Origin of the sequence: Variovorax humicola (assembly GCF_037889915.1) — a bacterium.
GTDB classification, from domain to species: Bacteria; Pseudomonadota; Gammaproteobacteria; order Burkholderiales; family Burkholderiaceae_C; genus Variovorax; species Variovorax humicola.
Genome location: NZ_JBBKZV010000006.1, coordinates 108,687 through 132,085, shown reverse-complemented (window position 1 = coordinate 132,085; position 23,399 = coordinate 108,687). Strand labels below are relative to the sequence as shown.

23 protein-coding genes are annotated in these 23,399 nt (G+C 64.2%); 8 read left to right on the top strand and 15 right to left on the bottom strand.

Annotated features, from left to right (window positions below):
- Window positions 1-35 precede the first annotated feature (35 nt).
- The 5 genes from WKW80_RS12905 (at window position 36) to WKW80_RS12885 (ending at window position 5,557) form a co-directional block, all read left to right on the top strand.
- Window positions 36-704, top strand: coding sequence for an RlmE family RNA methyltransferase (locus WKW80_RS12905; protein WP_340363959.1), 669 nt, complete (start codon window positions 36-38; stop codon window positions 702-704).
- A gap of 173 nt (window positions 705-877) precedes the next feature.
- Window positions 878-2,797 (top strand): ATP-dependent zinc metalloprotease FtsH, encoded by a 1,920-nt coding sequence (gene ftsH, locus WKW80_RS12900; RefSeq protein ID WP_340363958.1) that lies wholly within the window; start codon window positions 878-880, stop codon window positions 2,795-2,797.
- Between the two features lie 65 nt (window positions 2,798-2,862).
- The gene (gene folP, locus WKW80_RS12895) at window positions 2,863-3,717 is read left to right on the top strand and encodes a dihydropteroate synthase (RefSeq protein WP_340363957.1); all 855 of its coding nucleotides are present in this window, start codon (window positions 2,863-2,865) and stop codon (window positions 3,715-3,717) included.
- Window positions 3,714-5,048 (top strand): phosphoglucosamine mutase, encoded by a 1,335-nt coding sequence (gene glmM, locus WKW80_RS12890; RefSeq protein ID WP_340363956.1) that lies wholly within the window; start codon window positions 3,714-3,716, stop codon window positions 5,046-5,048. The genes folP and glmM overlap by 4 nt, the downstream gene beginning before the upstream one ends.
- Before the next feature lie 29 nt (window positions 5,049-5,077).
- A complete protein-coding gene (locus WKW80_RS12885; protein ID WP_340363955.1) occupies window positions 5,078-5,557 on the top strand; it encodes a GNAT family N-acetyltransferase in 480 nt (159 codons plus the stop codon).
- Window positions 5,558-5,567: 10 nt separating this feature from the next.
- On the opposite strand, the gene WKW80_RS12880 is transcribed toward WKW80_RS12885, so the two are convergent.
- Genes WKW80_RS12880 through WKW80_RS12860 form a run of 5 tightly spaced genes read right to left on the bottom strand, consistent with a single transcriptional unit; the run spans window position 5,568 to window position 11,042 of the window.
- The gene (locus WKW80_RS12880) at window positions 5,568-6,839 is read right to left on the bottom strand and encodes an acyl-CoA dehydrogenase family protein (RefSeq protein ID WP_340363954.1); all 1,272 of its coding nucleotides are present in this window, start codon (window positions 6,837-6,839) and stop codon (window positions 5,568-5,570) included.
- Between the two features lie 29 nt (window positions 6,840-6,868).
- Window positions 6,869-7,954: a phosphotransferase gene (locus WKW80_RS12875; RefSeq protein WP_340363953.1), complete on the bottom strand. Its 1,086-nt coding sequence runs from the start codon at window positions 7,952-7,954 to the stop codon at window positions 6,869-6,871.
- Between the two features lies 1 nt (window position 7,955).
- Window positions 7,956-8,675, bottom strand: a complete 720-nt coding sequence (locus tag WKW80_RS12870; RefSeq protein WP_340363952.1) for a Crp/Fnr family transcriptional regulator — start codon at window positions 8,673-8,675, stop codon at window positions 7,956-7,958.
- A 57-nt stretch (window positions 8,676-8,732) separates the two neighbouring features.
- Window positions 8,733-9,512, bottom strand: coding sequence for an oxepin-CoA hydrolase, alternative type (locus tag WKW80_RS12865; protein ID WP_340363951.1), 780 nt, complete (start codon window positions 9,510-9,512; stop codon window positions 8,733-8,735).
- 9 nt (window positions 9,513-9,521) lie between these two features.
- Window positions 9,522-11,042 carry a 3-hydroxyacyl-CoA dehydrogenase gene (locus WKW80_RS12860; protein ID WP_340363950.1) on the bottom strand — a complete coding sequence of 507 codons (1,521 nt, stop codon included), beginning with the start codon at window positions 11,040-11,042 and terminating at the stop codon, window positions 9,522-9,524.
- A gap of 85 nt (window positions 11,043-11,127) precedes the next feature.
- Between WKW80_RS12860 and WKW80_RS12855 the strand changes: the two genes are divergently transcribed.
- Window positions 11,128-13,362 (top strand): hypothetical protein, encoded by a 2,235-nt coding sequence (locus tag WKW80_RS12855; protein WP_340363949.1) that lies wholly within the window; start codon window positions 11,128-11,130, stop codon window positions 13,360-13,362.
- A gap of 43 nt (window positions 13,363-13,405) precedes the next feature.
- On the opposite strand, the gene WKW80_RS12850 is transcribed toward WKW80_RS12855, so the two are convergent.
- The 4 genes from WKW80_RS12850 to lexA all read right to left on the bottom strand — a co-directional run bounded on the left by WKW80_RS12850 (window position 13,406) and on the right by lexA (window position 16,743).
- Window positions 13,406-14,563, bottom strand: coding sequence for an MFS transporter (locus WKW80_RS12850; RefSeq protein WP_340363948.1), 1,158 nt, complete (start codon window positions 14,561-14,563; stop codon window positions 13,406-13,408).
- Window positions 14,560-15,567 carry a D-2-hydroxyacid dehydrogenase family protein gene (locus WKW80_RS12845; RefSeq protein ID WP_340363947.1) on the bottom strand — a complete coding sequence of 336 codons (1,008 nt, stop codon included), beginning with the start codon at window positions 15,565-15,567 and terminating at the stop codon, window positions 14,560-14,562. Before WKW80_RS12845 ends, WKW80_RS12850 begins: the two co-directional genes overlap by 4 nt.
- Before the next feature lie 55 nt (window positions 15,568-15,622).
- Window positions 15,623-15,946 carry a hypothetical protein gene (locus tag WKW80_RS12840; protein ID WP_340363946.1) on the bottom strand — a complete coding sequence of 108 codons (324 nt, stop codon included), beginning with the start codon at window positions 15,944-15,946 and terminating at the stop codon, window positions 15,623-15,625.
- A 110-nt stretch (window positions 15,947-16,056) separates the two neighbouring features.
- Window positions 16,057-16,743: a transcriptional repressor LexA gene (lexA, locus tag WKW80_RS12835; RefSeq protein ID WP_340363945.1), complete on the bottom strand. Its 687-nt coding sequence runs from the start codon at window positions 16,741-16,743 to the stop codon at window positions 16,057-16,059.
- A gap of 74 nt (window positions 16,744-16,817) precedes the next feature.
- Here lexA and WKW80_RS12830 point away from each other — a divergent pair, with 74 nt between their 5' ends.
- Window positions 16,818-17,813 carry an asparaginase gene (locus WKW80_RS12830; protein ID WP_340364168.1) on the top strand — a complete coding sequence of 332 codons (996 nt, stop codon included), beginning with the start codon at window positions 16,818-16,820 and terminating at the stop codon, window positions 17,811-17,813.
- Between the two features lie 44 nt (window positions 17,814-17,857).
- Here WKW80_RS12830 and adk read toward each other — a convergent pair whose 3' ends face one another.
- The 6 genes from adk to WKW80_RS12800 form a co-directional block, all read right to left on the bottom strand.
- A complete protein-coding gene (adk, locus tag WKW80_RS12825) occupies window positions 17,858-18,514 on the bottom strand; it encodes an adenylate kinase (RefSeq protein WP_340363944.1) in 657 nt (218 codons plus the stop codon).
- 131 nt (window positions 18,515-18,645) lie between these two features.
- Window positions 18,646-19,431 carry a 3-deoxy-manno-octulosonate cytidylyltransferase gene (kdsB, locus tag WKW80_RS12820; RefSeq protein WP_340363943.1) on the bottom strand — a complete coding sequence of 262 codons (786 nt, stop codon included), beginning with the start codon at window positions 19,429-19,431 and terminating at the stop codon, window positions 18,646-18,648.
- A gap of 56 nt (window positions 19,432-19,487) precedes the next feature.
- Window positions 19,488-19,670 carry a Trm112 family protein gene (locus WKW80_RS12815; RefSeq protein ID WP_340363942.1) on the bottom strand — a complete coding sequence of 61 codons (183 nt, stop codon included), beginning with the start codon at window positions 19,668-19,670 and terminating at the stop codon, window positions 19,488-19,490.
- Window positions 19,651-20,634, bottom strand: a complete 984-nt coding sequence (gene lpxK, locus WKW80_RS12810) for a tetraacyldisaccharide 4'-kinase (RefSeq protein ID WP_340363941.1) — start codon at window positions 20,632-20,634, stop codon at window positions 19,651-19,653. Before lpxK ends, WKW80_RS12815 begins: the two co-directional genes overlap by 20 nt.
- Window positions 20,635-20,637: 3 nt before the next feature.
- A complete protein-coding gene (locus WKW80_RS12805; protein ID WP_340364167.1) occupies window positions 20,638-21,063 on the bottom strand; it encodes an ExbD/TolR family protein in 426 nt (141 codons plus the stop codon).
- 97 nt (window positions 21,064-21,160) lie between these two features.
- Window positions 21,161-21,793 carry a MotA/TolQ/ExbB proton channel family protein gene (locus tag WKW80_RS12800; protein WP_340363940.1) on the bottom strand — a complete coding sequence of 211 codons (633 nt, stop codon included), beginning with the start codon at window positions 21,791-21,793 and terminating at the stop codon, window positions 21,161-21,163.
- Between the two features lie 323 nt (window positions 21,794-22,116).
- Here WKW80_RS12800 and xseA point away from each other — a divergent pair, with 323 nt between their 5' ends.
- Window positions 22,117-23,397: an exodeoxyribonuclease VII large subunit gene (gene xseA, locus WKW80_RS12795; protein WP_340364166.1), complete on the top strand. Its 1,281-nt coding sequence runs from the start codon at window positions 22,117-22,119 to the stop codon at window positions 23,395-23,397.
- Window positions 23,398-23,399: the final 2 nt, after the last annotated feature.

The following is a 23,399-nucleotide window of genomic DNA, read 5'->3' as shown; positions in this document are numbered from 1 at the left end:
GGCGAGGACGCAAGTTGCCGAGCGCGCGGGCTCCCATGAGCACCAAGTCCACCGGCAAGAAGGTCAACAAGGCCTGGCTGCACGACCACATCAACGATCCGTGGGTCAAGCTGGCGACCCGGGAAGGCTATCGCGCCCGCGCCGCCTACAAGCTCAAGGAAATCGACGAGACGCTGGGCCTCATCAAGCCGGGTCAGCTCGTCATCGATCTCGGCTCGACGCCGGGTGCCTGGAGCCAGTACGCGCGGCGCCGCATGGCCCCGGGCGGCGCGGCGTCAGGCCAGCTCGGCGGAACCATCATCGCGCTCGACATGCTGCCGATGGAGCCGATCGAAGGCGTGACCTTCCTGCTCGGCGATTTCCGTGAGCCGGACGTACTGGCGCAACTGGAGTCCGCATTGCAGGGCCGCAAGGCTGACGTGGTGGTGTCCGACATGGCGCCGAATCTCTCGGGCATCGCGTCGGCGGATGCGGCTCGCGTCGCGCACCTGGTGGAACTGGCGGTTGATTTTGCCAATCATCACCTGAAGGCCGAGGGCGCGCTGGTCGCCAAGCTGTTCCATGGCAGCAGCTACGACCCGCTGAACAAGCTCTTCAAGGACACCTTCAAGGTGGTCAAGAAGGTCAAACCGAAGGCTTCGCGCGATAAGTCGGCGGAGACCTTTCTGGTGGGCATCGGCCTGCGGGTTGCAGATACGCCTTGATACCTGCGTCCCTGAAGGCACGGTTTTTCGGACAAACCCGTGCTTGGCGAGTGGCTGCTCGGCCTGAATAAGGCGATTTCGTAGCTTGAAAAGCCTAAAATGACCGCCAATTGCCTGCCTGGTGCGCGGATTGTCCGCCTTGTCTCACGCACCGCCCTGACTGGAGTTTCAGTTTGAATAATCAGTGGTTTTCGAAAATTGCCGTTTGGCTCGTCATTGCGATGGTGTTGTTCACTGTGTTCAAGCAGTTCGACACCCGCGGCGGCGCGGGGGCTGGTGCCGTGAGTTATTCGGAATTCCTGGACTTGGTTCGCAGCAAGCAGATCAAGACTGCGTCCATTCCAGAAAGCCTGATGGGCGGCGAAATCGTCGCGGTCAGCACCGATGATCGCAAGATCCGCACCAATTCCACCGGCCTTGACCGCGGACTCGTTGGCGACCTGGTCGACAACAACGTCAAGTTCGACGTGCGTCCGCGTGAAGAAGGCTCATTGCTGATGACGCTGCTGGTCAGCTGGGGTCCGATGCTCCTGCTGATCGGCGTGTGGGTCTACTTCATGCGGCAGATGCAGGGCGGTGGCAAGGGCGGGGCGTTCAGCTTCGGCAAGAGCAAGGCCCGGATGCTCGACGAGAACAACAACACCGTCACCTTCGCCGATGTTGCCGGCTGTGACGAGGCCAAGGAAGAAGTGAAGGAAGTCGTCGACTTCCTGAAAGACCCGCAAAAGTTCCAGAAGCTTGGCGGGCGCATTCCGCGCGGCTTGCTGCTGGTCGGCCCTCCGGGCACTGGCAAGACGCTGCTGGCCAAGTCGATCGCCGGCGAGGCCAAGGTGCCTTTCTTCTCGATCTCGGGTTCCGACTTCGTTGAAATGTTCGTCGGCGTGGGTGCGGCCCGTGTGCGCGACATGTTCGAGAACGCCAAGAAGAACGCCCCCTGCATCATCTTCATCGACGAAATCGACGCGGTCGGCCGCCAGCGCGGTGCTGGCCTCGGCGGTGGCAACGATGAGCGCGAGCAGACCCTGAACCAGATGCTGGTCGAGATGGACGGCTTTGAAACCAACCTGGGCGTGATCGTGGTGGCTGCCACCAACCGCCCGGACATCCTGGACGCTGCCTTGCTGCGCCCGGGCCGTTTCGATCGCCAGGTCTACGTCACGCTGCCCGACATTCGGGGCCGCGAGCAGATCCTCGGTGTGCACATGCGCAAGGTGCCGCTGGGCCAGGACGTCAACCCAAGCATCATCGCCCGCGGCACGCCTGGCATGTCCGGCGCCGATCTGGCCAACCTTTGCAATGAAGCCGCCTTGATGGCCGCCCGCCGCAGCGCGCGCGTCGTCGAGATGCAGGACTTCGAGAAGGCCAAGGACAAGATCTTCATGGGGCCCGAGCGCAAGAGCATGGTCATGCCCGAGGAAGAGCGCCGCAACACGGCATATCACGAGTCCGGGCACGCGCTGATCGGCAAGCTCCTGCCCAAGTGCGACCCGGTCCACAAGGTCACGATCATCCCGCGCGGACGTGCGTTGGGCGTCACCATGAGCCTGCCCGCGCAAGACCGCTACAGCTATGACCGCGACTACATGCTGAACCAGATCAGCATGCTGTTCGGTGGCCGTATCGCCGAGGAAGTGTTCATGCACCAGATGACCACCGGCGCCAGCAACGACTTCGAGCGTGCGACGCAAATTGCACGCGACATGGTGATGCGTTATGGCATGACCGAATCACTGGGCCCGATGGTGTATGCCGAGAACGAGGGTGAGGTGTTCCTCGGCCGCTCGGTCACCAAGACCACCAACATGAGCGAGTCGACCATGCAGAAGGTCGACGCTGAAGTGCGACGCATCATCGACGAGCAATACGCCCTGGCGCGCCGCCTGATCGAGGAGAACAGCGACAAGATGCACGCGATGGCCAAGGCCTTGCTCGAATGGGAAACCATCGACACCGAGCAGCTCGACGACATCATGGCCGGCAAGGAGCCGCGCCCACCGAAGGACTGGACGCCGCGCATTCCGCCGTCGGGCAGCAGTGGCGGCGGCACAGGTGGTACCGCCGTCAAGCCGGACCCGGCACCGACCGCGGCGTGAACGTCTTGCGTCGACAAGCAACGGGGCCATTGGCCCCGTTTTTTTCTTGAGAGAATGGGTCGGCCATGAGCTTTTGGCAGACCTCGCGGTTTCGCATCGACCTCACGCAGCCGCGCGTGATGGGAATTGTCAACGTCACGCCGGATTCGTTCTCGGACGGCGGTGCTTTCGATGACGCCACCGCTGCGTTGCGCCATTGCGAAGCGTTGATCGGGCAGGGCGCCGACATTCTCGACATCGGCGGCGAATCGACCCGGCCCGGGAGCCCGGCGGTACCGTTGGAGCTTGAACTGGCGCGCGTGTTGCCGGTCGTGCGCGAAGCGGTAACGCTCGGCGTGGCGATTTCTGTCGACACCTACAAGCCCGAGGTGATGCGCGCCGTGCTCGACATGGGCGCCGATATCGTCAACGACATCTGGGCATTGCGCCGACCGGGCGCGCGCGACGTGGTTGCCGCACATCCGGCCTGCGGCGTCTGCCTCATGCACATGCACCGCGATCCGCAGACCATGCAGGTAGCGCCGATGCAAGGCGATGTCGTGCCGCAGGTGCAAGCTTTCCTGGCCGACGCGGCGCGCAAACTGCGGGCGTTGGCAGTCGATGCATCGCGCATCGTGCTTGACCCGGGAATCGGCTTCGGCAAGACCGTGGCGCAGAATTTCGCGCTGCTGGCACGACAACAGGAATTGTTGGCGCCGGGCTATCCGTTGCTGGCTGGCTGGTCGCGCAAGTCTTCGCTCGGCGCAGTGACGGGTATTGCCGACGCGTCGGAACGGCTATTGCCGAGCGTGGTGGCGGCGGCGCTTGCAGCGGAGCGCGGCGCGCGAATCGTACGTGTGCACGACGTGCGCGACACGGTGGAAGCGCTCTCGGTGTGGCGCGCAATGAATCAAGAACAACCAAGGAAGGAAGAAACATGACACGTCAATATTTCGGCACGGATGGCATCCGGGGCAAGGTCGGTGTGCCGCCGATCACGCCTGACTTCGTCTTGCGACTTGCACATGCCGTAGGGCGGGTGCTGAAGCAGAAGGAGGCGCGCCCCACCGTGCTGATCGGCAAGGACACGCGCATTTCCGGCTACATGCTGGAGTCGGCCCTGGAATCGGGCTTCAACTCGGCGGGTGTCGACGTCGTGCTGCTTGGTCCGCTGCCAACACCCGGCGTGGCCTACCTCACGCGGGCGCAACGTGCCAGCCTGGGCGTGGTCATCAGCGCGAGCCACAACGCCTTTCCGGACAACGGGATCAAGTTCTTCAGCGCACAGGGCACCAAGCTCGACGACGATTGGGAACTGGCGGTCGAGGCCGCGCTCGAACAGCCGCCGGTGTGGGCTGATTCGGCCAACCTCGGCAAGGCGCGACGGCTGAACGATGCGACCGGCCGCTACACCGAATTCTGCAAGAGCACCTTCGCCAATGACCTGACGCTGCGTGGCCTCAAGCTGGTGGTGGATGCGGCCCACGGTGCGGCATACCAGGTGGCGCCTCAGGTGTTTCACGAACTCGGCGCGGACGTGACGGTCATCGGCTGCGCGCCCGACGGCCTCAACATCAACAAGGGTGTTGGCGCGACGCATCCGCAGGCGCTGATCGACACGGTCAACGCGCAGCATGCCGACTACGGCATTGCGCTCGACGGCGACGCCGACCGGCTGCAACTGGTCGATGCCGCCGGGCGACTGTTCAATGGCGACGAACTGCTGTACCTGATGGTCAACGAACGCCTCGCGCGCGGGGAGCGGCTGGAAGGCGTTGTCGGTACGCTGATGACCAACAAGGCCGTCGAGGTCGCGTTGCGCGCGAAGGGGATCGATTTCGTGCGGGCCAAGGTGGGCGACCGCTATGTGCTCGAAGAATTGACCAAGCGCCGCTGGGTGCTCGGCGGTGAGGGCTCGGGCCATCTTCTGGCGCTCGATCGCCACACCACGGGCGATGGCATCGTCAGCGCCCTGCAGGTGCTGCAGGCGTGCGTGCGGTCAGGCAAGAGCCTCTCGCAGTTGCTGACCGACGTGTCGCTGTTTCCACAGACGCTCATCAATGTGCGCCTGCGCGACGGGCAGGATTGGCGCAACAGCAAGGGGTTGGCGGACGAAACGAAGCGAATCGAGGGGGAACTCGGCGATGCGGGCCGCGTGCTGATTCGCCCCAGTGGCACCGAGCCGCTGCTTCGCGTGATGGTCGAGGCACGCGATCCAGCGCAAGCGGATCATTGTGCGCGCCGACTCGTCGCAGCGGTCGAGGCCGCTTGAAATCCGTATCGCATGGACCCGGAGCCCTTGTGATCGAAATCAGGCTCGCGAACTATGCCGACGATGTGGACGGTGCCGCGGTCATCTCGTTGCTCGACGCCTACGCACGCGACCCGGCGGGCGGTGGCACTGCCATTCCGCTCAAGTTGCTGACACGACTGCCGGGCGAGCTTGCGAAAAGACCGCAGGCCTTCACCGTGCTGGCGTTCGACGGCGACATGGCAGTCGGGCTGGTCAATTGCATCGAGGGCTTTTCGACCTTTGCCTGCAAGCCCCTCGTCAACGTGCATGACGTGGTCGTGCTTCCGGGATATCGGGGCCTGCGCATCACGCAAAGGATGCTCGAGTGCGTGGAGCAGGAGGCGAGGGCGCGCGGCGCCTGCAAGCTCACGCTCGAAGTGTTGTCGGGGAATAGCAGTGCGATTCGCGCTTATGAGCGCGAAGGTTTCGGGCCGTTTGCACTCGATCCTGCCTTCGGCACTGCGGTATTCATGCAGAAGAAACTCTGAGCAAGCTCAATTAGAAGCGCGTGATCGGCATGTCCGCTTCGCGCTTGTCGGCCGAGTACTTGCCCAGTTCCCACTTGGCGATCGCATTGCGGTGCACTTCGTCCGGACCGTCCGCAAAGCGCAGCGTGCGGGCGTGGGCATAGGCCATGGCGAGCGGGAAGTCGTCGCACATGCCGCCGCCGCCATGAACTTGCATGGCCCAGTCGATCACCTGGCAAGCCATGCTCGGCGCGACCACCTTGATCATCGCGATATCGTTCTTGGCGACCTTGTTGCCGGCCACGTCCATCAGCCACGCGGCCTTGAGCGTGAGCAGGCGGGCCATGTCGATCTTGCAGCGGGCTTCGGCGATGCGTTCCTGCGTGACGGTCTGCGATGCCACGGCCTTGCCGAAGGCGACGCGCGACGAGGCGCGCTTGCACATCAGTTCGAGGGCGCGTTCCGCGACACCGATCAGGCGCATGCAATGGTGGATGCGTCCCGGGCCCAGGCGGCCTTGTGCGATCTCGAATCCGCGGCCTTCGCCAAGCAGGATGTTGTCGACAGGCACGCGCACGTTCTCGAAGTACATCTCGACGTGGCCGTGCGGTGCGTCGTCGTAGCCCATCACGTTGAGCGGGCGCACGATGCGGATGCCCTTGGCGTCGGCCGGCACGATGACCATGCTCTGCTGCGAATGCTTCGGCGCATCCGGGTCGGTCTTGCCCATGGTGATGTACACGGCGCAGCGCGGATCGGCCGCGCCGGAGATCCACCACTTGTGGCCGTTGATCACGTATTCGTCGCCCTGGCGCTCGATGCGGGTCGAGATGTTGGTGGCATCGCTCGATGCAACTTCCGGTTCGGTCATTGCGAAGGCCGAGCGGATCTCGCCGTCAAGCAGCGGCTTGAGCCAGCGTGCCTTGATGGCTTCGGAGCCGTAGCGCGCGATGGTTTCCATGTTGCCGGTGTCGGGCGCCGAGCAGTTGAACGCCTCGCTGGCCCAGGTCACCGCGCCCATGATTTCGGCGAGCGGTGCGTATTCCTGGTTCGTGAGGCCCGCGCCTGCATAGCCTGCGACGTGCGCGCTGTCGACCGGCAGGAACAGGTTCCACAGGCCCTGGGCCTTGGCCTTGGCCTTGGCCTTCTCGACGGTCTGCAACGCGGACCAGCGCTTGCCTGCCGCCGTGTTCGCGGCCAATTCGGCCTTGTAGTCGCCTTCGGCCGGGTAGATGTGTTCGTCCATGAAAGCGCGCACGCGCTTTTGCAGGTCTTGCGTCTTGGCCGAATATTCGAAGTCCATCGTTGCTGTCTCCAGGGGTGAAATCGGGGTCAGGCACGTCGGGCAAATGCCCAGGCCATCTCCGCCATCGGGCGGGCGCCGCGGCCCGAGGCCACGGCTTGCTCGCTCGATGCGGTACCGGCCTCGACCCGCTTGGCAATGCCCTGCAGGATCGCGGCCATGCGGAACAGGTTGTAGGCCTGATAGAAATTCCAGTCGGGTGCGAGCGCCTCGGGGGTGGTGAGGCCGGTGCGCTCGCAGTACTTGCGGATGTATTCGCTCTCGGTTGGAATGCCGAGGCTCTTGTGATCGAGCCCACCGGTGCCGCGGCCCATGTCCTGCGGGATGTGCCATGACATGCAGTGGTAGCTGAAGTCGGCGAGCGGGTGCCCCAACGTGGAAAGCTCCCAGTCGAGCACCGCGATCGGACGCGGCTCGGTCGCGTGGAACATCAGGTTGTCGAGCCGGTAGTCGCCGTGCACGATGCTCGTCATCTTCTCGTCGCGCGCGCTGTCCGGCATGTTGGCGGGCAGCCATTCCATGAGCTTGTCCATCTCGGGGATGGGCTGCGTGATGGAGGCGACGTATTGCTTGCTCCAGCGGCCGATCTGGCGCTCGAAATAGTTGCCCGGCTTGCCGTAGTCGGCCAGGCCGCGCTCGGCGAACTTGACCGTGTGCAGCGCAGAGATGACGCGGTTCATCTCGTCATAGATCGCGCCGCGTTCGGCATTCGTCATGCCGGCCAGCGACTGGTCCCACAACACGCGGCCGGCCATGAATTCCATGATGTAGAAGGCGCGCCCGATGACGCTTTCGTCGGTGCACAGGCAATACATCTGCGGCACCGGGACATCGGTGCCGGCCAGGCCGCTCATTACCTTGTATTCGCGTTCGATGGCATGTGCCGATGGCAGCAGCTTGGCCACCGGACCTGGCTTGGCACGCATCACATAGCTCTTGCTTGGCGTGACAAGCTTGTAGGTCGGGTTCGATTGACCGCCCTTGAACATCTCGATCGTGAGCGGACCCTTGAAGCCATCGAGGTTCTTCTCGAGCCAGGCGCGCAGCGCATCGATGTCGAAGGCATGCTGCTGCGAAACGGCACGGGTGCCGATGAAATTCTGGTAATCGGTCATGTCAGATGTCTGCTTCGGAAATGCGCATCAAGGCAGAGCGATCGAGCACCACCAGCCCAGCCGGCTCGATGCGGATCGCGTTCTCGCGCTCCATCACTTTCAGTTCCTGGTTGACGCGCTGGCGCGAGGCGCCAAGCAGTTGCGCCAGCTCTTCCTGTGCCAGTTGCAGGCCGATTCGCATCTGGCTGCCGTCGTCCAGGTTGGGCACGCCGTAGCTGCGCACCAGGTGAATCAGTTGCTTTGCGAGTCGTGCGCGCAAGGGCAGCGTGTTGAGGTCTTCCACCAGCCCGAAAAGCGTGCGGATGCGGCGTGCCTGCAGGCGCATCAAGGCTTCGTAGAGTTCCACGTGCGCCGCAAGGATCTTCTGGAAATCGGCGCGCGCCACGTTCAGCGTGGTCGTGTCGCCATGCGCATAGGCATCGTGCGTGCGCCGGTCCCCGTCGAACATCGCCACATCGCCGAACCAGATACCCGGCTCCACATACGTCAGCGTGACTTGCTTGCCCGACACCGCCGTCGAACTCACGCGTACCGCGCCCTTGGCGCAGGCAATCCAGCTTTCGGGCGGATCGCCGCGTGCGGCCAGCAGGTCGCCGTCTTTGTAGCGTTTGACGAAAGCGCATCGAAGGATGTCGTGACGAAGCGAGGGTGAAAGTGATGAGAACCAGCGACCAGCATTGATCGCCTCTCGTTCTTCGATGGTAAGAATGGGGTCGTCCATTGTTCTGTCCTGTCGGCGACTGAAAGGGGGGCGGATTGTCGCTGTCGCGACCCGGTGCTACGTGTAGTGCGGCTTCGTCTTGGCGAGGAAGGCGGCAATGCCGATGCCGGCATTCGGATGGTGAAGGTTGCGCACGAAGTGGTCGCGCTCCTGCGAAAGTTGGTTCACCAGCGTGGCGCCTCGGCCTTCGTTGAGCAACTCCTTGATGCTGGCCAGCGCGTTGGGTGCACGCGCGCTGAGCGTGTCGGCCAGCGCCAGCGCGCCTTGCAGGGCCTGGCCTGGTTCGGTCAATGAATTGACCAGTCCCAAGTCATGCAGCCGCGTCGGCGAAATGCGCTCGCCGTTCATGAGCCACTCGGTCGCGATCTGGCGTGGCAGCATCTGTGCCAGTTGCCAGCTCAGGCCACCGTCGGGCGAAAGCGCGACGTTGCTGTACGACGCGGCAAACACCGCATCGCGTGCCGAGATCACAAAGTCGCAGGCCAGCGCGAGCGAGAAACCCGCGCCTGCGGCCGCGCCCTCGACGGCGGCGATCACCGGCTTCGGAAATGCGCGGATCGAGTCGATCCAGTTGTGCAGCCCGTCGATGCTTTCAGCCTGCACCGATGGATCACGTTCACGGTTTGCGGCCAGGCGCTGCAACGAGCCGCCTGCGCAGAACCAGGCGCCTTCGCCGACGATCACGACGTTGCGCACGTCGCTGCTGTTGTCCGCGCCGTTCAGCGCCTCGACGCCCGCGGCATACATCTCCGGCCCGAGCGCATTGCGCATCGACGGGTTGGAGATCGTCAGCACCATGGTCTGGCCTTCGGTGCGGCTCTTGAGCTCTGCGGTCATGGGATCTTTCTATTCCTCTTCGTGCAACATGCTCAGGCCCAGCGCACCGCGGCGGCGCAACCACGGGCTGGGGCGATAACGCGGATCGCCATAGACGGTCTGCAGGTTGAACAGTACTTCGAGGATGTTGGTGGGACCGTAGAGGTTGCCCATCGCCAGAGGCCCTTGCGGATAGCCGAGTCCGCGCGTCACCGCGGTTTCAAGATCGGCCGGTGTGCTTACGCGCTGCTGGCACATGTCGGCGGCGACGTTCACGATGGCTGCGATCACGCGTTGCGTGACGAAGCCGCCACTGTCGCGAATCACGCTCACGGCCTTGCCGTCGCGCGCAAACAGCGCATGTGCTGCGTTGCGCATGTCGATGCGGGTGGCCGGATTGGTGGCCAGCACGCGCCGCTTGGTGGTGGTGTCGTCGACCAGCATGTCGATGCCGACGGTGCGCGTGGCGTCGAGGCGTTCGACTGCGGCCACGGTGGTCACGTCGAAGCCAAGCGGTGCCACGAGGATCAGCGCGGCCGAGGAGGGGGTTGCGCCCGACTCGATCTGCCCGCCGAGTTCATGTACCAGCTTGATCAGTTCGGCACGGCGCGAGGCGCGTGGCGAGATCCAGAACGACGGGAGCGTGTCGACGACCGGTGTCGGAGGCTCGGCAGCTACCTGCATGACGCCTTCAGGGTAACGATAGAAACCCTCTCCAGACTTGCGGCCAAACACACCGGCTGCCACGCGCTGGGCTGCGATCGCGCTCGGGCGATAACGAGGCTCTTCGTAGTATTGACGGTAGATCGACTCCATTACCGGATGCGACACGTCCAGCCCGGTCAGGTCGAGCAACTCGAACGGTCCAAGCTTGAAGCCGGCCTGGTCCTTCAGGATGCGGTCGATGGTCGCGAAATCGGCCACGCCTTCACCGGCAATGCGCAGCGCCTCGGTGCCATAGGCACGGCCCGCGTGATTCACGATGAAGCCCGGCGTGTCCTGTGCCTGTACCGCTTGGTGTCCCATCTGCTGCGCATAGCCGGCCAGGCGCGCGCAAACCTCGTTGGCCGTCTTGAATCCGGCGACGACCTCGACCACTTTCATCAATGGAACCGGGTTGAAGAAATGAAAGCCGGCGAAGCGCTCGGGGTTCCTCAATGCCTTGGCGATTGCGGTTACAGATAGCGACGAGGTGTTGGTCGCCAACACCGTTGAAGGCGAGACGATTTCCTCCAGTTCGCGAAACAATTGGCGTTTCACCTCAAGGTCTTCGATGATTGCCTCAATCACCAGATCGCAATGGACCAGTTCACGGGTCGTTGAGACTGCATGAATCCTTGCAATGAGTGCATCGCGCTCAGTCGCTTCGAGCCGGCCCTTGTCGTGCAATTTTCTCCATTGCTCCGCAAGCGTGGCCAACGCCCGTTCAGCGGCACCGGGCATGCTGTCGACAAGCAACACCTTGCTGCCGGCCTGAGCGGCCATCTGGGCGATACCCCGCCCCATTGCGCCAGCACCCACAATGGCGACATTGGAAAAATTCACGGTCATTTGATAAAAGTCTCCTGATGAAAGAATTTGGTGTATCAGCGTGTCAGAATGTGTTTACTTTAGATTGCAAAGTGTCCGCCCAATCTTGAAACATCAACGCACCGCGGCAACCCTGATCCTGTTGGGGCTCGCATTCCCATCGTTCGCATTGACGATCGGCCGCCCGCAAGGTGCGGCGTGGATCGGCAAACCGCTCGATCTGGTGATTCCGCTGACGCTCGGGGACAGTGAAAGTGGAAATGCGTTGTGCCTCGAAGGCGACGTTGTGCAGGGCGATACACGCATCGACGACAAGCGTGTGACTTTATCCCTTGAGCCGGGTGCATCGGCGAACGCCCCGCGTTTGCATGTGCGATCAACCGTTCCGATCGAAGAGCCGGTGGTCAACGTCACCGTTCGCGCCGGCTGCGATTCGCGCTCGAATCGTACCTTCGTCCTGCTGGCGGATGTGCCGGTGGAAACTGCGAGCTTGCCCTCCACGTCGCGGTTTGCGGCGACGCCATTGCCATCTGCCGGTTCGTCGATGGATTCGGCGGGTGGGGAGCGCAGCGGGCGTGCGTCGCGCGGCGTGGGCGGCAGTGGGTCCGGATCGGGTGCAGGATCGTCGGCCCCGGTTCGTCGGGCTCCGCCGCCACGTCCTCGCGCTGAAGATGCCGGAGAAGCGCCCGTCCCGGCAGCGCGTCCGTCCCGCCGCATCATCGCCGCCCAGGCGCCGGTGGTCCGCCCTGCGCCGCCGCCGGCGCGCCCACCTGCAGTAGCTGCACCCGCGCTGCTGGTCGCACCGCCGCCGGCACCCGCAGCCCGCGTCGAAGCGCCTCCCGCAGGTCCGCGCCTGAAGATCGAGGCACTCGAGCCAGCGCTGTCGCGCGAAGGCAGCCTGAAGACTTCGTCCCAATTGGCGTTGCCCGCGACCGAGGATCTCGCCAAGCGTGCCCAGGCCGCAGCTCAATGGCGTGCGCTCGCGGCACCACCGGAGGACGCGCAACGCGAATCCCAGCGTATTCAAACGCTTGAAGCGACTCTGGCTGCCCTGCGCGAACAAACTGCGCAGAACCAGCGCGCCCTGCTCGAGATGCGAAGCGAACTGGCCGATGCGCGCGAGAGCCGCTATCGCAATCCGCTGGTCTATGCGCTTGTTGGGCTGCTGGCCCTGGCATTGCTGGCGATCGGATTGCTCTGGCGCCTGTCGCGTCGCGCCACCGCGCCGGCCTGGTGGGGTGAGGGCACCGAGCCGCGTCCGGTAAGCGGTGGCGGCAAGACGGTGCTGCCAGCAGACAGCAAGTTCGACGAGGAAGACGACGACGAGCACGAGCCAACACAGCGTGCGCCCTTGGGAGGTCGAGAACTCGATCCGCGCCATGTTGCATTGCTGGCAGCGACCAACGCCGACACGACCTACGGCCCGACCGGTGTCCCGGTCGTTGCCCCCATCGAGGTCGCGGCGACGCGTCCGGTCAATACCGAGGAACTGTTCGACGTGCAGCAGCAGTCGGATTTCTTCCTGTCGCTTGGTCAGCACGACCAGGCCATTGCAGTGCTGGTCGAGCACATCGCGGCCAATCCGGGCACCAGCGCATTGGCGTACCTTGACCTGTTCAAGATCTACCACGCCCTGGGGCGCCGCGAGGAATACGCCCAACTGGCGACCGACTTCGAGCGTGCGTTCAATGCCGAGGTCCCCGAGTTCGACGAATTCTCGCTCGGCGGCCGCGGCCTGGAGCACTACCGCAGCGCGCTCGCCCGTATCGAATCGCAGTGGCCGACCGCCGGCACGCTCGCGCTCATCGAGGAACTGGTGTTTCGCAAGCCAGGTGTGCATGAGGATGAGGCCTTCGACCTTGCCGCATACCAGGAACTGCTGCTGCTCTACGCGATCGCCAAGGAAGTCGTCGACCCCGATACGGCGCCCGCACCGATCACGCCTATTCCGTTCGTCGACACCTTCAGCCACGATATGCAGCCCACTGCGCGCGCCACGCTGACGACCGAACCGACCGTGATGATGCCGGTTGCGTCGGCTCCTGTTGCGCCTGCGGTGACCGCCCCAAGGCCGCCGGTGGAACCGTTTCCCTCGATCTATGGCGGCATCGACGACGGCCTGCTTGCTGAAACCGAGATGAGCCCGGTCGAGCCGTCGCAGCTTGAGCCGGCTGTCGACATGGATCTCGCGCAGTTCGACAAGACCGCGTTCGAAACTCTCGCGGCGCCGATCGAGCCCGCGGCGACGGCCCCGGCTCCGACCGATCCGCACGTCATTGATTTCGAATTGTTCGATCCCGAGACCGAGGCGGCGATCGCGCCACGCATCATCAAGCGCTGACTGAGCGCGGCGTCCTCGGTCCCCCAGTCAAATCCTGGGTCAATCAAGCGGGCCGCGGCAAGCGGTCGACCGCGATGCTGAGGGTCATGGCGACCAGCATCGCGCCCAAGCCGGCCCAATGCATCCAGCTTGCAGCATCGTGCGCCAGCAGCCACCCTCCGGTGGCGGCGCCAATTGCCTGCCCGATGAACATGCCCGAACTGTTGAGCGCCACCGAGCCCGCAGCCATTGCCGGCGCCAGGCCGACCAGCCGTGCCTGTTGAGCCGAGTTGGCCGCAAAGCAGCCGAGCCCCCAAGGCATCACCACCAATGCGAACACCACAAAATTGACGCCCAGCGGCCACAGCAACAGACTCGTTGCCATGAGCGCGGTGGTCAACAGCGCCGCTCTGCCGGCGCCAATGCGGTCGATGTAGCGACTGACCAGGATATTGCCGACGAGTCCGCATGCGCCAAACCAGGCCCACATGAAGCTTTGCTGCGTCGCGTCCGCACCGAGTTGCTGCTTCAGCAGCGGTGCAAAGTAGGCGAACACCACGAACTGGCCGGTGCTTTGCAGTGCGGTGACCGTCACCACTCCCATCAACGCAGGACTCTTGAAGACCCGCGCCCAGGCTGCGCGCGTGAGTGCAGCGGGGCGAACACCGGTCGGCATCGTCGACCAGATCCAGGCGGCGCTGCAGATTGCGGCAACGGCGATGACGAGGAACGCAGCGCGCCAGCCGTAGTGGCCGCCAAGCCAGGCACCCAGCGGCAGCCCCAGTACCGACGCCATCGACCAACCCAGGAAGACGAAGGTCACGCCCCGGCCGCGTTGATCGGGCGGCACCAGCATGCCCGCCGATGCCGCGGCTTGCGCCGTAAAGATGGCCGGGGCAAGCATCGTCAGCATGCGCACCACCAGCAGCTCGAAATAGCTGGGCATCAGGGCCGCGGCCACATGGCAGACCCCATACCAAACCATGGTCAGCGCAAGAAGCATGCGTCGGTCCCAGCCCGCTACGAGCGCCGCAAGCAGCGGCGCTCCGAAGCAGACAACCAACGCGCCCGCGGTCATCAACTGGCCCGCCGCCGAAACGCTCACGCCGAATGACCCACTGATTTCGTTCAGCGTGCCGGCGACGAGCATGACACCGGTACCGATAACGAAATTACCCGCCAGCAACGCCCAGAGTGAGGCGGGGAGCGGGGCCCGACTCAACGGCGAACCTGCAGTGCGCCAGGATTGACGATGTTGGTCGGATTGCCTTTGATGAAGCTTGCGACGTTGTCGAACGCCTGGCCGAAATAGAGCTCGTAGCTCTCTTGCTCCACGTAGCCGATATGCGGGGTGCAGATGCAGTTCTCGAGTCGCAACAGCGCGTGTCCCTGCAGAGGTGGTTCGCTTTCGAACACGTCGATTGCGGCGAGGCCGGGCCGGCCGCGATTGAGCGCGGCGAGTAGCGCGTCGGGCTCGACCAACTCAGCACGCGACGTGTTCACGAACAAGGCAGTTGGCTTCATCCGCGACAAGTCCGCCAGTGTCACAATGCCGCGTGTTTCGTCCATCAGACGCAAGTGGACCGACAGCACGTCCGACATTTCGAAGAGTGCCTCGCGGCTTGCCGCGACTTGCAGTCCGTCTGACCGCGCCTTCGCGCAACTTGCTTCACGGCCCCAGACAATGACCTGCATGCCGAAGGCCTGTCCGTAGCGCGCGACCAGTTGCCCGATCCGCCCATAACCCCAGATACCAAGCGTCTTGCCCTTGAGCACGGACCCCAGGCCGAAGTTCGGCGGCATCGAAGCCGATTTGAGGCCGGACTGCTGCCACGCGCCATGCTTGAGATTGCTGATGTACTGCGGCAGGCGGCGCATCGCGGACATGATCAATGCCCAGGTCAACTCGGCCGGGGCAAGCGGCGAACCGCTGCCTTCGGCCACCGCGACGCCCAGTTCGCTGCATGCATTCACGTCGATGTGGCTGCCCACCCGGCCTGTTTGTGAAATGAGCTTGAGCTTGGGCAGTTTCTCGACCAGTTGCCGCGAGATCTGCGTACGCTCGCGAATCAGCACGATCACGTCGGCATCTTTCAGACGCACTGACAATTGGCCGATGCCCTTGACTGTATTGGTATAGACCTTGGCGGCATAGGCGTCGAGCTTGGAGGCGCAGCGCAATTTACGCACCGCATCCTGGTAGTCGTCGAGGATCACGATATTCATGGCACGTTATTGTGCCTTGCACCCTCTGCGGCCGCGCGTTCCCGCCTTTGCCACGTCAATGCATCAGGCGCCTTGCATCGTCCGCGGCCTCCAGGGCGGCGAGCCGATCGAGCTCGGCGCAGACATCGGCCATACGGCCCGAGATGACTACGCGGCCCGTGCCACCGGCTGTGCGCTGCGTATCCAGAACGCGTATCACCCGCAGCGGCCTGGCGGCCGATGCTCCCTTGGTCGCGGTTGTGCGGGCCATGCACCCGGGGCGAATCGCCACGTAGCGCAGCGCCCTCGTGCGCTGTGCGCGGCGCGTTGGCATCCAACGGTTGGCCAGCGATTGCAGGGGCGTGAAGATTTCAGCCAAGGTCAGAAAAGCGATTCCCATGTGAACTCCAGATAGTGAGGTTGAACACAGGCAGGATTTCTTCGGTCGACTGCAACAGGGTGATGGCCTCGTCGCCATACGCCCGCCACCTGGTGCATTCGTTAAGGTGGCTACATCAACATCGTGTTGCGGATCAGGCCGACGGCCAAGCCTTCGATTTCGAAGGGCTCACCCGGCTGGACAATGATCGTCGGGTAGTCGGGGTTTTCGGCGTGCAGCTCAATAACATTCTTGTTGCGCCGGAGTCGCTTGACAGTGACTTCGTCGCCAATGCGCGCGACGACGATCTGGCCGTTTCGCGCTTCCTTGGTGGACTGCACGGCGAGCAAGTCCCCGTCCATGATGCCGGCGTCGCGCATCGACATGCCGCGTACCTTGAGGAGGTAATCGGGCTGGCGCTGGAACAACGTGTTCTCCACGTAGTAGGTTTGGTCGATGTGTTCCTGCGCGAGGATGGGTGAGCCTGCCGCGACACGGCCGATCAGCGGAAGCGCGAGTTGCGCCATGCCGGGCAAGCCAAGTGAATACTGGCTGGAGCGCGTTTCGTTGATTGCGCGCAGGACATCGCCCTTCAAGCGGATGCCGCGCGAGGTGCCGCTGACCAGTTCGATGACGCCCTTTCGCGCAAGCGCCTGCAAATGCTCTTCGGCCGCGTTGGCGGACTTGAAGCCCAGCTCCGCCGCGATTTCGGCGCGCGTGGGCGGTGCGCCGGTGCGTGCAATGGCGCTCTGGATCAGGTCCAGGATCTGCTGCTGGCGGGCGGTAAGCTTGACGGCAAAGTTCGACAGGTTGAGCATGCGCTTGACTCCTCACGGCACTGGCTGAATATCCAGTAGCTGTATTTTTAACCAGTTTCTGAAAGTTGGCAAGCATGGTGGCGAGCACGGCAGCGAAGGAGTCCAGGCGTGTGGTGGTGCTCGGCACAGGGGGCACCATTGCGGGGAAGGCCGCCAAGCCGGGCGACAACATCGGCTACACGGCGGCGGAAGTTGGCGTGGCGGAGTTGCTGGGCGGCATCGAGGTGCCCGGCGTCGCACTGCATGCCGAGCAGGTGGCGCAGGTCGACAGCAAGGACATGGACTTCGCGGTCTGGCAGCGCCTTGCCGCGCGTTGCACGCATTGGCTGGCACAACCCGACGTCGCTGGCATCGTGATTACGCATGGCACAGACACGCTTGAGGAGACGGCGTTCTTCCTGCATTCGGTGTTGCGGTCGCACAAACCGGTTGTGTTGACCTGTGCGATGCGGCCAGCGACAGCGCTGGCGCCCGATGGGCCGCAGAACGTACGGGACGCGGTCGTGGTGGCTGCCACTGCGGGTGCGGCAGGCGTCGTGGCGGTTTGCGCGGGTGTGATCCATGGCGCGCTCGACGTACAAAAGGTGCACACCTACCGGCTCGATGCGTTTTCCTCCGGTGATGGCGGGCCGATCGGTTACGTCGAGGAGGGCGCGGTTCGCTCAGTGCGGAACTGGCCCTCGGCGACCACGGAGCGGTCAGAGGCGGAGATCGATGCCATTGCAAGTGCCGCCACTGCGCCTCGCGTAGAGATCATCGTGAGCCACGCCGGCGCGAGCGGCGCGATCGTTGATGCGCTGGTCCAGGAGTTTCAGGCCGCACGCGCAGGCAGCGCCGAAGGTCTGGTAGTGGCCGCGACGGGCAACGGAACGCTGCATCACGAACTCGAAGCAGCGGCGATGAGAGCGCAGGCAGCCGGCATTGCCGTGTTGCGGGCCACACGTTGCAGCGGTGGTCGCATCCTGCCAAAGCCCGGCGATGCACTGCGTGATGCCGGCTTGCTGAGTCCGGTCAAGGCGCGGATCGCGCTGATAGTGGAATTGCTGCTGTGTCGTTCGACGCCGCAATGATGCGCCGTATCAGCGGCGGGGCACTCGAGCGCCCCGCGTGACCATCAACTGCCGAGGGCCGCGAATGCGCGCTGCGTAATGTCTTCCACGCTGCCAACGCCAGCGATGGCGCGGTACTTGGGCGCGAGCGCAGGCTCGGCATTGGCCCAGTTGGCGTAGTAGTTCACCAGCGGACGGGTTTGCTGGCTGTACACATCGAGCCGATGGCGCACGGTTTCTTCGTTGTCATCGGGGCGCTGGATCAGCGGCTCGCCGGTCACGTCGTCGATGCCTTCTACCTTCGGTGGATTGAACTTCACGTGATAGGTGCGGCCCGATGCGGAGTGCGAGCGGCGGCCGCTCATGCGTTCGATGATGTCGGAGAAGGGGACCTCGATCTCCAGCACGTAGTCGAGCTTGACGCCTGCGGCCTTCATGGCCTCGGCTTGCGGAATGGTGCGGGGAAAGCCGTCGAACAGGAAGCCGTTGGCGCAGTCCGGCTGCGAGATGCGTTCCTTGACGAGGTTGATGATCAGGTCATCGCTGACCAGTCCGCCGGATTCCATGACCGACTTGGCTTGCAGCCCGAGCGGCGTGCCGGCCTTGACCGCGGCGCGCAGCATGTCCCCGGTCGAGATTTGCGGAATGCCATACCTTTTGCAGATGAAAGTCGCCTGCGTGCCTTTACCTGCCCCGGGGGCGCCCAACAAAATCAGTCTCATGGTGTCCTCGAAAGGGTTCTTTAGGATATTTATCGACGCCGCGCGCATGCCGCTTCGGGCAGGGCTGGGCCGTATTGCTTCGAGGATAGCATGGGCTTTTGCCCGCGCCCGCCCGGAAAAACCGGTGCCGGCTACGAGATCGCGGCGATGCGGGCGCGTACTCGCACCAGGTCTTCGGGCGTGTCGACGCCCGGACCCGGCGCGTGGTCGCTCACGTGCACTGCGATCCGATGACCATGCCACATCGCGCGCAATTGCTCGAGCGCTTCGAGTGACTCGACAGGCGCCGGCGGCAAGCTCGGAAACTGGCGCACAAATCCTGCGCGATAGCCGTAGATGCCGATGTGCCGCAGCGGCGCAGGCGAGGGCAGCGCTTTCAGGGGCTGGCTGGCAAAGCCGTCGCGCCACCACGGTATCGGTGCCCGGCTGAAGTAGAGCGCGTGGCCCCGCGCGTCCAGCACGGCCTTCACCACATTCGGATTCAGGAAGTCCTCTATCGAGTCGATGGCGTGCACGGCGGTGCTCATCGACGCGCCGGGTTCATTGGCGAGCGTGATCGCCACGGCGTCGATCAAGGATGGATCGATCAGCGGCTCGTCTCCCTGTACGTTGACCACGATTTCATCGTCGGCCAGCCCGAGCAAGACGCAGGCCTCGGCCAGCCGGTCACTTCCGCTCACGTGGTCCGTGCGGGTCAGGAGAGTTTCGACGCCGTGGGTCCGGCAGGCGTCCATGATGCGCGCGTCGTCGGCGGCGACGACGACGCGCGCCGCGCTGGACAGACGTGCGCGCTGCGCAACCCGAACCACCATGGGAATGCCGCCGATATCGGCCAGCGGCTTGTCCGGCAGGCGGGTTGATGCCAGCCGTGCGGGAATGAGCACGACAAAACGGATGCCCGCGGCGGGCACCTGCATGGTGTCGTCGAGAACTCCAGCAGAAGCTGCAGCGCCCGGGAGTGGTCCCGTGCTGCTCAAAGCCCCAACTCGTCGTCGGAAAGAGTTCGCGCCTCGTTCTCCAGCAACACCGGAATGCCGTCGCGTACCGGATAGGCAAGACGCGCGGTGCGGGACGAGAGCTCCTGCTTCTCCGGGTTCCAGGTCAGCGGCCCCTTGGTCACGGGGCAGACCAGCAATTCAAGCAACTTGGTGTCCATCGACCGATGATAGCTTTGCGTCGAGCGCGATGAAGAACGCAGGTTCGGGTGTGAACACCAGCGGCACGGCCAGAGCATCGGGCGCAATGCGCCACAGCTTCACGGCGTCTTTCTCGGTGCAGACGAGGCGATGAGTCTCGCCGGGCGGACGATTCCAGCCGTCGAAGTCGTAGTGGTCAGGCAATGGCTCGCAGCGCTCCGGTTGGATGCCACGGGTGCGCAGCATCTCGAAAAAGGCCTCGGGCTTTGCAATGGCTGCCAACGCAATGACCCGCTGCCTGGCCAACTCCGCAAGCGGGATGCGGCTGCCGTCGTTGCGCAATGCATAGTCCGCCAATGTGCGTTGCGCCCGGTAGCCTTCGGCAAATGCGGGGCGCGCGCCCGTGTGCAGGACCAGGTCGCAGCGGCGCGGCCAGTGTTCGCGCAATGGCCCGGCTGGCAGCAGCCATCCGTTGCCGGTGCCGCGGTCGTCGAACACACAGATCTCGATGTCACGCGCCAGCGCCAGGTGCTGCAGGCCGTCGTCGCTCACGATCAGCCCGGTCCGTGGGTACCGTTGCAGCAACGCGCGCGCGGCCTCGATGCGCTTTCCGGCGACGAACACCGGCACGCCTGTCAGGCGGTGCGTCAGCGCCGCTTCATCGCCAACATCGCGCGGGTCGGCGCCGGGCAGGACTTCGCGGCAATCATTCGTCTTGCGGCCGTAGCCGCGCGAGATGACGCCAACCTCGACGCCGCGCGCGCGCAAATAGCGGACCAGGGCGAGCACCACGGGCGTCTTGCCCGAGCCACCTGCGATCACGTTGCCGACGATCAGCACCGGGACGCCGACGCGCTCGGTGCCCAAGACGCCAATCCGGTACAGCCACCGTCGCACCGTCGCAATTGCGCCAAATAGCAACGAGACCGGCCACAGCAGCCACGCCAGCGGCCCGCGTGCCAGCCATGCCCGCTGCAAATCCAAGGCTCAGCGCCCGGCTTGCGCAGCGGACTGCGTCGCGAACGTAATTTGCATCAGGCCGGCGCGGCGTGCCCCTTCCATTACCGTGATCACCGATTGATGCGAGGCGTTGGCGTCGGCGCTGATGACCACCACGGAGTCCTTGCCGCCACGGGAGGCGGAGGCGAGCGCGGCGGCCACCGTTTCCACGCTGCGATCGGGCAGGATGGTCTTGTTGATCGAGTAGCGACCATCTGCCGATACGGCTGCGATGATTTCCTTCGGGTAGTCGCGTTGCGCGTCCGCGTCGGCCACCGGCAGGCGCAACTGCATCTCGGTGAACTTGCTGTAGGTGGTGGACAGCATCAGGAAGATCAGCACCACCAGCAGAACGTCGATGAACGGGATGAGGTTGATCTCGGGCTCGTCGCGCGCGCCGTGGCGAAAGTGCATGCGGTCGCGCGTCATGACAAGTCTCCACCGGGCCGCCCCAAGGAGGCCGCGGCCCCGTCAGGGGGCAGCGAATACACGGAAAGAGGGCGCATCGGAATTATTTCCTCAGCGCGTTCAAGTGACGCGCGAAACGCTCACCGGCAAGTTCGAGATTCAACAGGTATTCGTCGACGCGTGTACGGAAGTATCGCCAGAAGATCAGCGTCGGAATCGCGACGATCAGGCCGAAAGCCGTGTTGTAAAGCGCAATCGAAATGCCGTGCGCAAGTTGTGCCGGGTTGCCCGACCCTACGCCGCCACTGGCGGGCGACTGCGAGCCGAAAATCTCGATCATGCCGATCACCGTGCCGAGCAGGCCCAGCAAGGGCGCTGCGGAGGCGATGGTGGCCATTGCCGGCAACCAGCGCTCCAACTTGTGCGCGACCGTGCGACCCGCTGCTTCCATGGCGGCACGGAGATCGTCCTCCGTGCAGCGCGGGTTCGCGTTGAGCGCCCGGAAGCCCGAGGCCAATACTTGTCCGAGCGCGGAATTCTGTTCCAGCTTGGTCACCACATCCGGCCCGGGAATCGAGGAGTGCGATACCGTGATGGCTTCGTCAAGCAGCTTGGGTGGAAGGACACGAACAGTCTTGAGGTTGACGAAACGCTCGATCACCAGCGCAAGCGCCAGCACCGAGCAAGCGAGCAATGGCCAAATCGGCCAGCCCGCGGCAACTATGATCGATAACAAATGATTCTCCGGCCGGGTGGATTGCGAAATTCGGCGCGATTATCTCCGAGCGACCGAGCTTGCAAGGGAGCGCCAACCCTGTAAGACGCGACGCACAGTTTCTGTGGACAACTTTGTGAGTAACCGCGTTGGAAAGACATCTGGAGCCGCATGAACAGGGGCTCCCGCTAGATCGACTTAATTTTGAGCAGCGTTTTCTTCCATAAAATCAATGACTTGCACGGCGGCGTATGTGCGTGTGGCTACATGGGTGGCTTGCCCACGCTTGGTGCACGCGGCTGTGGAGCAATCACCAGGCCAACTTGCTTTTCCGTGGGTTCGGCATGAATGAAATTAGTGAGAACTCACCGTCCGGCCCACGTGTCTGGCGGGTTGGCGCGCTGTGTCGCGCCGTCGCCGACGCGCTCGACGCGCGATTCAACCCCGTTACCGTGCGCGGTGAGATTTCAGGCTTCTCAAGGGCCTCGAGCGGCCACTGCTACTTCTCGTTGAAAGATGAGGCGGGCCAGTTGCGCTGCGCGATGTTCCGGCGCGCGGCAAGCCTGCTCGACTTCAATCCGCGCGATGGCGACCAGGTTGAGGTGCGCGGCCGCCTTGCGGTGTACGAGCCTCGCGGCGACTTGCAACTGGTGGTGGAGAGCCTGCGCCGCGCCGGCCAAGGTGCGCTGTTCGAGCAGTTTCTGCAGCGCAAGGCGCGTCTTGAGGCCGAAGGCCTGTTCGACCCCGCCCGCAAGCGCCCGCTGCCCATGATGCCGACGCGTATCGGACTGGTGACGTCGCTAGGCGCAGCCGCGTTGCACGACGTCGTGACGGCGTTGCGTCGGCGCGCGCCGCACATCGAAGTGGCGCTGGCGCCGGCAGCCGTGCAGGGTGCGCAGGCGCCGGCCGAATTGGTCGCGGCGCTGCACGCGCTCTACGCGCTGGCACCCGCGCCCGATGTCATCTTGCTGGTACGCGGCGGGGGTTCCATCGAGGACCTCTGGGCCTTCAATGACGAGGCATTGGCGCGCACGATCGTGAAAAGTCCAGTGCCGGTCGTGAGCGGCGTCGGGCATGAAACCGACTTCACCATTGCAGATTTTTGCGCCGACGTACGCGCACCTACGCCAACGGCTGCAGCCGAACTTGCGGCCTCCCCGCAGATGCTCTGGCTGGAAGCGCTCGACCTCATCGACGAGAGACTTGGCGACGCGCTCGACCGCCGGCTTGACGTGCTTGGCCAGCAACTCGACCTGGCTGCGAGTCGACTCGGACGGCCCTCTGGCCTGGTCGCACGACAGCGCCTGGGCCTGGCCCATCAGGCCCAGCGACTGCACTATGCGGTGGTCTCGAAAACAGAGCGGCTGGCCCATGCACAGCGGGCATTGCAAGATGAGTTGCCGTTGAAACTGGCGCGTTCGCTGGCGCAGCGGCGAGACCGGCTCGAGCGAATCGGCGATCGATTGCAACTGCTCGACCCGGCCCTCGTGTTGCAGCGTGGCTACGCGTGGCTGACCGATGAGGAAGGGCATGCGATCACGAGCGCGCGACAACTTGCGCCCGGCGATGCGGTGCGCGCGCGTCTGGCGGATGGGACTGTCGCGATGACGGTCGATGCAGGCTGAGG

What these genes read in the sequence shown, in the direction of transcription:
- WKW80_RS12905 (WP_340363959.1), top strand. Translation starts at nt 36, where the DNA reads ATGAGCACCAAGTCCACCGGCAAGAAGGTCAACAAGGCCTGGCTGCAC.
- folP (WP_340363957.1), top strand. Translation starts at nt 2,863, where the DNA reads ATGAGCTTTTGGCAGACCTCGCGGTTTCGCATCGACCTCACGCAGCCG.
- glmM (WP_340363956.1), top strand. Translation starts at nt 3,714, where the DNA reads ATGACACGTCAATATTTCGGCACGGATGGCATCCGGGGCAAGGTCGGT.
- WKW80_RS12880 (WP_340363954.1), bottom strand. Translation starts at nt 6,839, where the DNA reads ATGGACTTCGAATATTCGGCCAAGACGCAAGACCTGCAAAAGCGCGTG.
- WKW80_RS12875 (WP_340363953.1), bottom strand. Translation starts at nt 7,954, where the DNA reads ATGACCGATTACCAGAATTTCATCGGCACCCGTGCCGTTTCGCAGCAG.
- WKW80_RS12870 (WP_340363952.1), bottom strand. Translation starts at nt 8,675, where the DNA reads ATGGACGACCCCATTCTTACCATCGAAGAACGAGAGGCGATCAATGCT.
- WKW80_RS12865 (WP_340363951.1), bottom strand. Translation starts at nt 9,512, where the DNA reads ATGACCGCAGAGCTCAAGAGCCGCACCGAAGGCCAGACCATGGTGCTG.
- WKW80_RS12860 (WP_340363950.1), bottom strand. Translation starts at nt 11,042, where the DNA reads ATGACCGTGAATTTTTCCAATGTCGCCATTGTGGGTGCTGGCGCAATG.
- WKW80_RS12845 (WP_340363947.1), bottom strand. Translation starts at nt 15,567, where the DNA reads ATGAATATCGTGATCCTCGACGACTACCAGGATGCGGTGCGTAAATTG.
- WKW80_RS12840 (WP_340363946.1), bottom strand. Translation starts at nt 15,946, where the DNA reads ATGGGAATCGCTTTTCTGACCTTGGCTGAAATCTTCACGCCCCTGCAA.
- lexA (WP_340363945.1), bottom strand. Translation starts at nt 16,743, where the DNA reads ATGCTCAACCTGTCGAACTTTGCCGTCAAGCTTACCGCCCGCCAGCAG.
- WKW80_RS12830 (WP_340364168.1), top strand. Translation starts at nt 16,818, where the DNA reads ATGGTGGCGAGCACGGCAGCGAAGGAGTCCAGGCGTGTGGTGGTGCTC.
- adk (WP_340363944.1), bottom strand. Translation starts at nt 18,514, where the DNA reads ATGAGACTGATTTTGTTGGGCGCCCCCGGGGCAGGTAAAGGCACGCAG.
- kdsB (WP_340363943.1), bottom strand. Translation starts at nt 19,431, where the DNA reads ATGCAGGTGCCCGCCGCGGGCATCCGTTTTGTCGTGCTCATTCCCGCA.
- WKW80_RS12815 (WP_340363942.1), bottom strand. Translation starts at nt 19,670, where the DNA reads ATGGACACCAAGTTGCTTGAATTGCTGGTCTGCCCCGTGACCAAGGGG.
- WKW80_RS12805 (WP_340364167.1), bottom strand. Translation starts at nt 21,063, where the DNA reads ATGCACTTTCGCCACGGCGCGCGCGACGAGCCCGAGATCAACCTCATC.
- xseA (WP_340364166.1), top strand. Translation starts at nt 22,117, where the DNA reads ATGAATGAAATTAGTGAGAACTCACCGTCCGGCCCACGTGTCTGGCGG.